At 55.9% G+C, this 11,747-nt stretch carries 9 protein-coding genes and 3 pseudogenes; 4 read left to right on the top strand and 8 right to left on the bottom strand.

The genetic code is table 11. The annotated features are described in order from the left end of the window. Nucleotides 1–1,263: 1,263 nt before the first annotated feature. Nucleotides 1,264–2,358, bottom strand: coding sequence for a plasmid replication protein RepC (gene repC, locus BLQ98_RS17495; RefSeq protein ID WP_093734477.1), 1,095 nt, complete (start codon nt 2,356–2,358; stop codon nt 1,264–1,266). Between repC and BLQ98_RS18165 the strand changes: the two genes are divergently transcribed. Beyond that, nucleotides 2,288–2,581, top strand: a complete 294-nt coding sequence (locus BLQ98_RS18165; RefSeq protein WP_208596099.1) for a hypothetical protein — start codon at nt 2,288–2,290, stop codon at nt 2,579–2,581. The two genes, repC and BLQ98_RS18165, sit on opposite strands and share 71 nt — an antisense overlap. A gap of 3 nt (nt 2,582–2,584) precedes the next feature. Here BLQ98_RS18165 and repB read toward each other — a convergent pair whose 3' ends face one another. Next, nucleotides 2,585–3,562: a plasmid partitioning protein RepB gene (repB, locus tag BLQ98_RS17490; protein ID WP_093734476.1), complete on the bottom strand. Its 978-nt coding sequence runs from the start codon at nt 3,560–3,562 to the stop codon at nt 2,585–2,587. Beyond that, entirely contained in the window at nt 3,562–4,764 is a 1,203-nt protein-coding gene (gene repA, locus BLQ98_RS17485) for a plasmid partitioning protein RepA (RefSeq protein ID WP_093734475.1), read from the bottom strand. The genes repB and repA overlap by 1 nt, the downstream gene beginning before the upstream one ends. 488 nt (nt 4,765–5,252) lie before the next feature. Here repA and BLQ98_RS17480 point away from each other — a divergent pair. Continuing rightward, nucleotides 5,253–5,417: pseudogene (locus tag BLQ98_RS17480) on the top strand (type II toxin-antitoxin system ParD family antitoxin); the annotation flags it as partial. A gap of 272 nt (nt 5,418–5,689) precedes the next feature. On the opposite strand, the gene BLQ98_RS17470 reads toward BLQ98_RS17480, so the two are convergent. Beyond that, nucleotides 5,690–6,787 carry a tyrosine-type recombinase/integrase gene (locus BLQ98_RS17470; protein WP_093734474.1) on the bottom strand — a complete coding sequence of 366 codons (1,098 nt, stop codon included), beginning with the start codon at nt 6,785–6,787 and terminating at the stop codon, nt 5,690–5,692. Between the two features lie 157 nt (nt 6,788–6,944). Between BLQ98_RS17470 and BLQ98_RS17465 the strand changes: the two are divergent. Both BLQ98_RS17465 and scpB read left to right on the top strand, forming a co-directional pair. Continuing rightward, nucleotides 6,945–7,828 (top strand): annotated as a pseudogene (locus tag BLQ98_RS17465) (DUF1403 family protein). Between the two features lie 2 nt (nt 7,829–7,830). Continuing rightward, a pseudogene (gene scpB, locus BLQ98_RS17460) lies at nt 7,831–8,423 on the top strand (SMC-Scp complex subunit ScpB). A gap of 95 nt (nt 8,424–8,518) precedes the next feature. Here scpB and BLQ98_RS17455 read toward each other — a convergent pair. The 4 genes from BLQ98_RS17455 to BLQ98_RS17440 form a co-directional block, all read right to left on the bottom strand. Continuing rightward, a complete protein-coding gene (locus BLQ98_RS17455; RefSeq protein WP_093734473.1) occupies nt 8,519–9,358 on the bottom strand; it encodes a hypothetical protein in 840 nt (279 codons plus the stop codon). 13 nt (nt 9,359–9,371) lie between these two features. After that, nucleotides 9,372–10,289, bottom strand: a complete 918-nt coding sequence (locus BLQ98_RS17450) for a nucleotidyl transferase AbiEii/AbiGii toxin family protein (protein ID WP_093734472.1) — start codon at nt 10,287–10,289, stop codon at nt 9,372–9,374. Further along, a complete protein-coding gene (locus BLQ98_RS17445) occupies nt 10,279–11,109 on the bottom strand; it encodes a type IV toxin-antitoxin system AbiEi family antitoxin domain-containing protein (protein WP_093734471.1) in 831 nt (276 codons plus the stop codon). Before BLQ98_RS17445 ends, BLQ98_RS17450 begins: the two co-directional genes overlap by 11 nt. A gap of 345 nt (nt 11,110–11,454) precedes the next feature. Further along, nucleotides 11,455–11,747 (bottom strand): transposase (locus tag BLQ98_RS17440; protein WP_141135376.1); only part of this gene is annotated, 293 nt, incomplete at its 5' end.

Genomic DNA, 11,747 nt, shown 5'->3' with positions numbered 1-11,747 from the left:
CGATCGGCGTTGAACTTGTACGGCATTTACAGCATCCTGAAACGAACAGAACGCACCCAATATCAGCCGACCGGGGGTCCCTGCAACAACGCCCTGCCGGGCCCTTCCCTGTCCCTCCGCATCGCTCACGAGCATGACTAATATCGGCCATTTGACCGTATCCTCCATGATCCGCCCGTTATTGCAAAACACTGCAACAGCGAGCCCTGCGCCAGGGCGTGGTGACCGGGGCGCACCAACTTGGCAAGGACTGGCGCCACCTGAAAGTATTCGGGGACGACGACCGTCAATGCTTGCCGGTGGATCGGCGTGGACAGAAAATCATGATTATCCCACCGTTCTTTCAGGGACATTCGGGGCTGCTCGCCACCGCTCGGCGGCGAGGCGTGACGATGCCATGCCATTAGTACCTGAAGCACTTCTGGCGCTTTCAGGTCTCGCTGCCCCGCGCCGCGCGCCCAAGCTTCGAGATGCGCTGCACTGACCTCGGCATGCCCTTCAAATTTATTGAACCAATCCCTACCGAACCGGTCGGACGGGTCTCCCTTGGGGCGTCTCGAAACTCCCCACCAAGCACCTGGAAGCGAAATCGCCGCGGCAGTGTAGCCGCTTTGCAATGCAGACCTTCGGGATAGTACAGACACGAACACCAGCTTTTTCGTGCGATCATCATGCGGGCCGCAGCCCTCAACTCCAGGAATGTCATGGCTTGCATCGTTATAGCGAAAGATTGGTCCGAGCCGCGATTAGAGCCCCCTGCCCTTCCGAAAGACGCCATTCCAAGTCAAACACATCATGCCCTGTTAGACCGAGCGCGGCGACGAATTCCGAAGCCGTCATGGTGTGGAACTGGGCCATGTGCGTGGGCCCGAAAGTCAGACGTCATCGACCTCGTGGAGATAGACAACCGGTAGGCGCCGAGGATGTCACAGGAGAGGATGCGTTCCCCGCCTCTTTCAATGGTGGTGATCGGTAGCTGCGACAGGAGCGAAAAGGTGCCAGGAGTGATGTCGCCGGTCACCTTGATCATTCGCGTCGAAGAAGTGGCGTGAACGCAGTCATCATTCCGTTTAGATCCTCGCGCTGTCGCCAGGGCGGGAGTGCAAAGGCCTCGAAGTGGCGCATCAGCTGGTCATCGGTGCGGCGCGCGTTGCCAAGAATGGGCAGCATGTCCAGGAATTGCGCCTGTTCGCGGTATTGATCGCCATGAAGGAGTTTTTAATGGCATTACAGTAAGGAAATTGTCCGCGGACAATTGCTGGTTCATGCCGGATAGCTCTGAACCTTGGCAAGACGCCGTATTAACCTTTCTGGGCTAAAATCGGCACTCTTCGAACCAGTGGTGATTGATCGAAAGTATGCTCCCACTGCTCGAATCTTGTCATGGAACTGCATAATCGCCCAAACTGTCGCTGCGGCTCTTAAAGCGCCGAGGCGTTTATGTGCTGCTTCATAGCTTTGGCTGGTGATTCCAATCATTGGTGCAAGGGTTCGAGCGTGGCTTACGACATCGTGAATGGTCTCGACGCGTTTCAGTGAAAATTCAGCAGCGTTGGGGCAAGCGGATAACAACTCTGGGATGGATATTGGAGCGTCTGAAGATGAAGGTAACTTTTCGTTTTTTAGAACAACCTTCTCTTTATCAATAAGTTCTTTATTTGACTTATGATGGTGTCGGACAAATTGACCGTCACTGGCGGTCATAGTTGTTGTCAAACTAGAACTTGGATCATTTGTAGACTCGGCTGCGATCTCAGAGATTACCAGTTCTGAGAGGATCCGTTCGCAGTCTTCGAGGGATAACTTACGACGTAGGATACGGAAGGTGCTGAGGGCCATTTCATCGCTTGGGTTTTCGGTTAGACATTCGTTCGCCGCTGCGCGGATTTTGGCGCGCAGGTAATCAACTTGTTCTCGCTCTTGCATCACCTCTGCTGCCAATGCCGCAATCTCATGCAGGCGATCAAAGAGTGGTGTTAGGTCAAATCCGAACCGCAACGTTTTGCCTTCATGGCTGCTGTGTTTTGTGAAGCGTTTTCGATTAGCGCTATCGTGGCGAACAAGCAGTCCGATCTCTTGTAACGTTGCTGCGTGGCGCCGGATCGTCCGGTCTGAGATGCCATTGCGTCTAAATGTGAGTGTTGCGTTCGATGCAAACACTGTGTGGTGGTTGCGCTTAGGTGCAAGACACGAAAGCATCGCGTCTAAGGTTGAAATCACAGATGCGCTGAGACCCAAGCGGGGGGCAGCTTTCCGCAGTGTTGCAACAATGATGTGGCGCTCTGGAATGGAGTTGTCCGCGGACAATAGTTCACCGGTCCGCAACCCGGAGGGTGCAGTTGCTTGTCTAAATGCCATGTTTTTTTCACGACAACCTGATGTGAAAGGCACCAATATCCCTGAAAATCAGAAAAAAGGCCGCAAATCTTCAGCAACCGAATCGGTTGTTGTTGACTGGCGCGGAGAAGCTGCTAAATCTGAAAGTGCAAAGAACAGATCGGGCTCTCCTAGGGAAACCTTGGGGGGCTCTTTCTTTTTAGGCTGTTGGTGTGCTCCTTTTTTGGTGTATCTGCTCGGTTAATAATCAGTCAGGCTTTCGCTTTGACTGCCACGCCTCGTAAAGACGTGTAAGCTCCGCATCTGCGTTGTTACGCATCCACTGAGCAAATTCTGGGGCTTCAGCCTTCGACAGCTTAACTGTCAAAGCACGGGCCGTTTCTTTCACCTCTGCTAAAACCGTCCCATCACCAAGCTTGATGGAGAGAGTCGGGGAGGGAACGGGTTTACTAGTTGCCTTAGGTTTCAGCACCTGACTAACGGCGTCACAGATCATGCTAAAGCGATCGTCGGGGCTTTTAGTCGCATCAAGCTCAAGTGCTGCGGTAACCTGTTCAAGATCGATGCTGTCGTTAAGCGACTGGTCCGCAAGTTCTTCCCAGCGTCTTCGTCCAATGCCATGAGCGGATCCGATCTGCTCAATGACTGACTTTGGAATGGACCGCGCTACTTTGGTCATTCTAGACAACATTGGTTTGTCCACCGCGAGGGCATCAAGAATGATGGCCTGTTCGTAGCCACTTGCGTAAAGTTCAGCCGCGAAGAGAGCTTTTTCAATGAAGCTGGGATCCAAACGCTGGGAATTTTCCTGTCCCTGGGCGAGGATGGCTTCCTCGTCAGAAAGAGACCTAACAAGTGCTTTCGCGGGGATACCGAGCGAACGTAAAGCCCGTAATCTACGGCGACCATAGACGATCTTATAGTGTCCGGGTTTGTCCGAAATTGGACGCACCATGATAGGCACTTGTTGGCCGTGAGCCTTAATGCTCTCAGCTAGCTTTAAAACATCAGCATCGCTGAAAGAGAGTCGGTCCTTAGGGCCACTCTCTTCTATGACATTAACCGAGATTTCTCTGACAGCGTTGCTCGCCACATCCTTCAAAGTGGACTTCACGCCGCTCATCGCCCCAGTATTAGGAAAACGTACCTTTTGCTCACCAGCTGGAACCGCCGAATTGTCTGCGTCAGGTGGGGGAGGAGGCTGGAATAGGTTTCGACGGGCCATTAGTCAGTTTCCCTTCCCCAAGCTTGCTGTATTGTGCTTTCGAATTCATCAGCGACACCATTAACGGATTCCAATATTCGGGTTAGAGTCTTCTTCACGACCTGAGAGGGGTCCAATTCATAGATGGTTTGCTGCGTCATCCCAGCGTCTGAGATCGCGGTGGATTTAAGCATTGGTGTGGTCAACACTTGATCCAGAAGTATAGATCTCAAAAAACCTGCCATTTGTGATTGTGGTACGTCGGTCGGCTCATATCGAGCAATCAAGAACTTAAGGAAATTCCAATCGATAGGTCCGGCTGCCTCCTCAAGGGTCTGGACAGTTTCTCCAGCCATTTCAAGGAATTGCGCCATTGAAGCGACATCCAGCATGCTGGGAACGACTGTGATCAGAAGGCCTGTAGACGCCAACAAAGCTGTCATGGTTGTAAAGCCTAGCTGAGGCGGGCAATCGATGATGACAAGATCGTAGTGGCTCTCGATCTCGTCGATGGCGATCGCAAGACGTTGAGTAAAGGGCGGATCAACCTTGTGCTGAAGCGCGTAGGCTGTTTCAGTCTCGTACTCCGATAACAACAGGCCGGCAGGAGCGAGATCAAGATTGTGAAAGTAAGTCTTTCGAATGATTTGGCTCAGCGGCACCGGATCTTCGTACTTTAGCGCGTCGTAAACCGTACCGCTTTCCGCGAACTCTATCTCCGGACGGTATCCGAACATCGTGGTTAAGCTGGCCTGTGGGTCCATGTCGATCGCAAGTACACGATAGCCTCGCAAAGCGTACCGTTGGGCCAAGTGGATGGCGCTGGTTGTCTTGCTAGAGCCGCCTTTAAAGTTGACGATAGAAATCACCTGAAGGGCGTCGTTCTCTCGCCGACCGGGAAGATATGTTTCACCGTTCCGACCAGTCTTCGCCATCACATGGCGGATCTGGTCGATCTCTTGGGCTGTGTAGAGCCTGCGACCTCTGGAATCAGTCTCTACATCGGGAAAATCGCCCTCCTGATGCCGCGTTCGAAGGTTCGACATGCTGATCCCAGTAAGCTCTGAAACTTCCGCGGGATGAAATTTACGCAGCGCCTTTCTACTATCGGGCTGAAAGCTATTGCGCATATGATTGTTAAGCGCCTCTGACAGGCGGGCAGCGTTCGACGCAATAGATGCGGCGATAGAGTTGGTTTGAACGATATCTGCGTTTGAATTCATGCTGCCCTCACGACCTCTTAGTGGGCCATCTGTGTTTCGTCGCTAAATCGCGTGATTTACGTCAAACAGCGACAACTGAACTCATGACACGCAACTTAACCTCAGGCAACAATTTTTTGCAGTATACTGCTTAAGCAAATGATGACTCAATATCATGTTTTCTCATGTTATGACGCTAAGAACATGTTAATGTGGGATAAAATTACCAGCGAGCAAAGTTAAACAAGATGTTGTGGGATCTTCTTCGCAACTCTCAACAAGTTGATGCACTGCGTACATATCGAATCGGTATTTGTCCCAACTTCGGCAAACCCGTTGGATGCGGGGACGAAACCCCTTAATTTTATCCTTCGCTTTGCAGTTGGGGCTGGCTTACATTGCTAAGCGGGAGATGATTGGTTGCGCGCAATGTGGTACTGACAGAATCTCAAGATTAGCTGGTTCAAGACCTGATTTCATCTGGACGTTATTAAAATGCGAGCGAAGCCCTTCGTGTAGGCTTGCGACTGCTTGAACGCGAAGAAGCCGGTTTGGCTGAACTCCGAAGCAGCTTGATGCAGGGGCTCGCACAGGCGGAAAATGACGAGTTGGTTGATGGTACAGATTCTGATGCCATTCGACGTGCCTTTGACAGAGCCCGCTCGCTAGCGTGAAACGATCATTTCGCCTCAGGCGACGCGCAGAAGACAGTCTGGTCGATATCGCGAGATGAGGGGGTGTCTCAAAGTTGTGCAGTCCTGCTCGATGACGAAGCGGACCTGCGCTACGCAAGGGCAGGGGACCATTTTGTTGTGCTTCTGGAATGCGCCACAGAGGTATTGATCGTGGATTTCTTGCATTCGCACAGCGATCTACCCCGCCAAATCGCAGCTTGGGGGCACTCAAGAACGACGAGTCGGACAAGAGCTAGCGTCAGGCAAATACCCTACAGGCCCGCAGCCTTGGTCAGGTTCACGCGGAACCGATCGCGGCGTCGCTGATATAGCCGTGTCATCTCGGCCGAAGCGTGTCCGAGCTGCTTCTGGACAAAGCGTTCATCAACCTCTGCCGAACTGGCAAGGCCGGCACGCAGCGAATGACCGGAAAACAGGGCCATGCGGTCTTCTTCGGGAAGGTCCGAACGGATACCTGCGCTCTGAACTGTCTGCTTGATGAGCCGAGCGACATGCTTATCCGTCAGCCGGGCCTCCAGCGGCTTTTTGCCATCGCGCGACGTTCTGACAAAGATTGGACCGAAGTCGATCTTGGAAAAATGCAGCCAATTCTCCAGCGCATGAACCGGGCAAGTCTGGTCCGACGATCCGCGGCCGATCTCGACCTCGCGCCAACCGTTTTTTGCGTTCAATGTAAGAAGCGCTCCATCATTTAGGATTTCGGTCCAGCCGCCAGAGTCCGGCGTGTCATCTTTACCGTAGTCGAGGCTGACGATTTCGGAGCGGCGCAGACCCCCCGCGTATCCCAACAGCAGGATCGCGCGGTCCCGCAACCCACGCAGATCGAAGGGAAGGCTACCCACCATAGCGAGTATATCGTCGGCCATGATTGCTTCTTTCCGAACCGGCGGTCGCGCGTGCCTGCGCTTGATCCCGGCAAGCACGGTGGCGATGTGGCGGTTCTTGCGATCGAGGTTGAAGCCGCGCTGAGTGTAGTTCCAGCCAAGTCCAGAAAGACGGCGCTCGATTGTCGAGACTGAGAGGGCAGGGGCCTTTCCCGTGGGTGCCGCCAGGTTAGCGAGGTAGAGCCCGATCATCTCAGGTGAAGGCGGCAAAGGGTCCGTTCCCTTCAGTCTGCACCAGCGGGTAAAGTGCACCCAGTCTTTCGCATAGGCCTTCAGGGTGTTCTCAGAAGCCGCCTGCTTTGCATAGCTGCGTGCGGTTTCTACCAGCTGATCGAGGGTGCCTGAACCAGCCACATGCGAGGGCAAGGTGATGCCATCTCTTTTCTCTTGATCGCTCTCGTCAACCTCAGCATCATCGGATGTACTAGCGCGTGCTGAGCTTAACTTCTTGTCCTCTGTGGCCATGTTCCCCCGAAAATCTGCTAGTATTGAGACTGAGCTGCGACAGTATCTCGTAATGTCCGATAATGTAAACTTATTGGACATAACTGCAAGCAACAAGGAGGGGCGTTTTGCCCAGCATTCTGTGGACGAAAGCGCCGCCGTGGGATAGCCTTTTGGCATGACTCTTGCCCGACCTGATCACATCAGCTACCTCGACACGCTACCTCGGTTTCCTGCCTGGGTCACCGCCGCGCGCGCTGAAACCTATGAAGATGTTGCGTTTTTGTCGGGCGCGGCGCTGAATCACCTGCATCTTGTGTTGCGACGCGAGGAAGCCCCCAAGCCTTGTTGCGGGACCGGCTCGCGCTGCGCGCTGCCAAGGCTTGTGTGGCGTTCTCCGGGCGACCGGAGCGGGCGAGGGAGCTGCGCGATGCGCTGCACCTTCTTCGCCCCGGCGACCTGCCAGGGCCGGCGGGTGGGGCTTACCTTGCTTGGCGGCGCGCGGGGGAGCGGCCAGTGTCGATCAAGGTTCTGGGTCGAGGCTTGGCGACCTTCGAGCCGGGCCAGATCATCACGTGGCTTGATGCGGGGAAGGGCCGTCCGGTCAACCGTGCTGCGATGGTGTTGGAGGCCGTGCTGAAGCAGGCGCCGCGTGCCGACGTTCCGGCGCTGATCCTCGCGGATGCGGCCCTCGCCCAATCCCTCGGTTGGGATTATGTCGTGCCGTTACTGGCGGCTGGCCTGAAACGCGCTGACCTGCGCAGTCAAAGCGACGACTTGCGACTGGCCTGTCATCGCGCACTCATCTCTTCGGCAATCGAGGCCGTTCGGCTGACCGCAGACCTCACGCGGCGGGCGGCGCATCTTAAGGCAGTCGCGCCAAAACTGCGGGCAAAGGCAGCGGGGGCCGCGGTCGAGATGTTTCTGGTCCGCGATGCCGTGGCGCCGTCGGCCTTACCTTTGCCGGATCGCGCCGCGCGGCGGCTCTGCGACCGGCTGGCCGACTTGGGCGCGGTGCGCGAGCTGACCGGGCGCGACACCTTCCGGCTTTATGGGGTGTAGCGATGGCGAAGGATCGCTCTGACCCCGAGCTGGATCGCGAGCTGCCCTGCCGCCAGAACTGCGCTGGCGAGAATGGATGCGCCGGAGCGAGGCGGTGCTCTTCGCCTCTGCCTCGCCGGTGCCGCGCGACGACCTGGCGCGCGTGGTGGGGCAGGGGGCGTCGATTGACCTGCTGGTCGAGGATCTCAGTGCCGATCTGGAGGGGCGGGCCTTCGAGATTGCCCAGGTCGCCGGCTGCTGGATGTTCCGGCCCCGGGCGGCCTACGCGCCCGCGATCCGCGCTGCGGCGGATGTCGGGGATCAGTTACTCGATCTGAGCGAATTCGACGTCGCGGTGCTTGCTGCCATCGCCTATCACCAGCCGATCACGCGCGATGGGCTGAAGGATATCTTTGGCAAGGAGATCAGCCGTGGCCTGATCGGGCGGCTGCATGCGCGCGACTTGATTGGGACCGGGCCACGATCGCCGCGCCGCGGTGCGCCCTACACCTTTGTGACGACCAAGCAGTTCCTTGTTGCATTTGATCTAGAGACTCTCGCGGATCTGCCAGAGCGGGAGCAGTTGGAGGACGCAGATCTGGATGGCGGGTCATAGGAATTGTGGCGGGCTGGCAATCCCCGTATTGGCCAAACGGTGAGGCATGTCGTGGACATTTCATGACGCTCCCAATCGTGGCTTGTCGAGAGAGCTCAGGCTTCGATCCTGAGCCCGCTGAACAGAGCTTCCCAAGGGTCGCCATCCTCTGTCATCGTGCCCGGTTCCAAGTTTGCCATGTTCTCGTCGATGACTGCGTTGTGGTAGTTCTTGAGCCAGCTGTATTTGCGGCGCACCGTCGCGTTGGGACTGTTGGCGAGACCGCTCTCCACCAACGTTTTGTGCCTACCCAGAAACTCGATCCAGCCGGCGTATTCGCCGTCGAGCTCGCGTAGACTGGCGCGAAGATAGTCGATGTAGTGGAGGCCTGACTCGTCCTGGCGCAGGAGGTTGTTCAGGTGACGCTCTTCATCCTCATAGGAATGTCCTTCCCGCCAGAGCGTTTGGTCCTGCCGGTGGCGTTCGATGACATCTTCATGGATCGCAATGCGCGGGAAGATGACCTCGCCTTCTTCCATGAAATAAGCCTGAACGAGGGCAGGCCCAAACACCGGACCACTGAAGTCGATGCCGAGATGCATGGGGCCGATCGTCATCGCGCCGCGCACCAATATGCCATTTGCCACGCACTCGATCTGGATGTGCAGCAGATCGATAAGCTCCCAGACCAAGGGGCCGGCCTGGTACTGAGTTTCAATGGTTCTGGTTCTGACGATCGCATCAGACACGATCTCGGCATGGACTTCGCTGATCATCCGCATTTCATCGGAACGGGTCGGTGGCGTGGCATCCCCTTCGGATACCCGACGAAATACCGAAAGCATGTGCCTGATCTCTGCGCCGCTTCTCGTGTTCAGCAGATTTCGGAAGCCGAGGACATCAAAAAATGTGACCAAGCATTCTTCATACTCGGGATCGTTTTCAAAATCAGTCATTTCTGATCCATCCTTAACCGAGGAGCTTCTCTAGCTCTTCCCCTTGGGCGGCATGCTTCTTGGGGTTGTCTGCTTTCAGCTTGTTCACGTTGATGAGCTTCCATCTGACCGCTGGAAGCTCGGCCGCTTGAGGGCGGCCGAGCGCGTCGAAGTCGGGGTCGCCTTCATGCAGGGTTCTCAGAAACCTCTTCGCGTCCTCATCCATGCGGGATTGGATGTCCCCGATCAGGCGGTCGCGCGTTGCGATCAATTCCGTAAGGTTGACCGTGTCCTTCGTCATGCCCTGGAATTCTCGCGCGTAGGGCTGATCCAGATTGATCAGGTTTGGGTTCAGCAGTTCGTGAGGCGGGCGTGGTGAACTCGCGACGTATATCAGAAAGGTGCGGAACAACGCGTCGGTAAACCCTTCGTTCTCGTAGAGGAGCTTGACGTCGTAGAGATCTCGCGGGTGCTGGCGATCGACGGCCGCATGTAGCTTACCGCCGAACAAATCCTCGAAGGAGACGATGTTCATCATCGCGTATCCGAACTCTTCCTCGACGGCTTCCGAGACTTCGCGTTGTTCCGGATCATGCACGACGCCGCGGGTGACGGGGGAGGTTTCGATCTTGATTTCGGCTGCACCGAGGCGTGCGAGCGCGCGTGTGGCGCCGCCGCCACCGCCGGCAATACGCTGCGCTTTGGCACCGGTGATGCCGCCCTCAATCACGGTAGCAATCCGGTCCATCGCGTCGTTGATCTCGGCGAGGCTCTCGGTGCGGTCTTTGACAGGTAGATAGGTCAAATCGATATCGACCGAGAGGCGCGGAAGGTCGCGATAGAAGAGGTTGATGGCCGTCCCGCCCTTGAGCGCAAATATTTCCTCCTTGGCGACATACGGGAGTATGCGCACGAGTAGGGCCACTTGGGCGGCATAGTCTTCACGCGCCATGACCACGTTCCTTTCTTACAAACTCTTCGGGCACCATGATCCTGTAGCGAGGATGTATCTTGCCGCCTTTGACCAATGCGCGATCGCCGCTGCCGAGGTCGAACTCTTCCGGATTGAGACGCTTGCGCCAGGCATGGTCGTGGCGGTCGGCGAACACGAAGAACAGGCGTTTGACCTTGATCTTCTTGCAACTGCTGAGCAGCGCCGAGAGGGTTCTTGGGCGCAACGTCGTCAGGCTTTCGAACGCCATGTCGAGGTTGTGAAAGCTCGCTTGATCCGGCAACTCGTCCAGCGCCTCAAAGATCGCGCGTTCCGGCGAAGACATCACCAGTTTCCAGTCCCATGGCAGGGACGACGCTGTTTCTCCCTGATTATCTCGCGCGTCATCGACACCCAACACCGGGTCGGAGAACAGCGATACGCTGCGTGTGCGCAGGTCGGCGTTGAGCGGCAGTTTCTCGAGCCAGTTGGGAATTTTTGAGCCGTAGAGCCAGACCGTGCTCTTGTCGCCGAGTGATAGATAGTGCGCATAGCCTTGCAGGCCTAATGCCGTTGCCCCCCCGATATGGACAGGGTAGTGCATGATGTGCTGGAGCGAGAGCAGGCAGGTCTTCCAATCGAGCGTGTTCGTGGTGGCGCTGCCTGGTGCCGGGCGGCGGAAGACTCCGCGTCCAAGGCGTTCTAGCCAGCCGCGTTGGACATAGGCGTAGGATGAACGTCGGCCTATCCCGTGGTGCTCAAGCCAGGCGGAGTCCACGAGGAATCCCGTCGGGACAGCCTCAAGAAGGCTCTTTAGTTTTTCGTGCTCTTGTCCACTCATGTGCGACACAATGATATAATTTTAAAGAGGCCGCCACTTGTTTCTTTGAAAACCTGTGATATCGTCCGCCAAGGATCGACAAACTCTGAAATTCTCAAAGAGACTGGTGGTTGTCAGCTCTGAAGCTCACCAGCAAAGCAGGGCGTGGATGCCTTAGATTGGCTGAGAAGACGCTCGGCCATTCGGATCGAAAAGCTATAGCTTTGTGCCCATGTCGAAGCAGCTGCGCCAAACCAAAGCCAAGTTTCACTTTCTATTGTGGCGTTCATTTGCCTATACAAACATCGCACGGGAGTGTCATGAACTTTGTGTATCTGGTCTGGCCCATGCGGGTTTTAGATACAGTCACGCATTGAAGCGATCCTCAAACATTATGGCGAAATGATTGCGGGCCGCAAACCATTCTCGAACATTTCGGCCGCCTTTCTCAAACTTGCGGATCGCCAAGTAGATCAGCTTCGTGGCTGCGTCTTCGGTCGGGAACGATCCCCGCGTCTTAATCGATTTGCGGATTACACGGTTCAAGCTTTCAATTGCGTTGGTGGTGTAGATGATCTTTCGGATGGCGGGATCAAAAGCAAAGAACGGGATCACTTCCTGCCAAGCCCTGCGCCAGGCCGGTGCGATGGAGGCATATT

Origin of the sequence: Sulfitobacter litoralis (assembly GCF_900103185.1) — a bacterium.
Taxonomy (GTDB): Bacteria; Pseudomonadota; Alphaproteobacteria; order Rhodobacterales; family Rhodobacteraceae; genus Sulfitobacter; species Sulfitobacter litoralis.
Note: the sequence above shows the minus strand (reverse complement) of the source record. Positions and strands in the feature narration are given on the sequence as shown.

What these genes read in the sequence shown, in the direction of transcription:
- BLQ98_RS18165 (WP_208596099.1), top strand. Translation starts at nt 2,288, where the DNA reads ATGGAGTTGTCCGCGGACAATAGTTCACCGGTCCGCAACCCGGAGGGT.
- repC (WP_093734477.1), bottom strand. Translation starts at nt 2,358, where the DNA reads ATGGCATTTAGACAAGCAACTGCACCCTCCGGGTTGCGGACCGGTGAA.
- repB (WP_093734476.1), bottom strand. Translation starts at nt 3,562, where the DNA reads ATGGCCCGTCGAAACCTATTCCAGCCTCCTCCCCCACCTGACGCAGAC.
- repA (WP_093734475.1), bottom strand. Translation starts at nt 4,764, where the DNA reads ATGAATTCAAACGCAGATATCGTTCAAACCAACTCTATCGCCGCATCT.
- BLQ98_RS17470 (WP_093734474.1), bottom strand. Translation starts at nt 6,787, where the DNA reads ATGGCCACAGAGGACAAGAAGTTAAGCTCAGCACGCGCTAGTACATCC.
- BLQ98_RS17455 (WP_093734473.1), bottom strand. Translation starts at nt 9,358, where the DNA reads ATGACTGATTTTGAAAACGATCCCGAGTATGAAGAATGCTTGGTCACA.
- BLQ98_RS17450 (WP_093734472.1), bottom strand. Translation starts at nt 10,289, where the DNA reads ATGGCGCGTGAAGACTATGCCGCCCAAGTGGCCCTACTCGTGCGCATA.
- BLQ98_RS17445 (WP_093734471.1), bottom strand. Translation starts at nt 11,109, where the DNA reads ATGAGTGGACAAGAGCACGAAAAACTAAAGAGCCTTCTTGAGGCTGTC.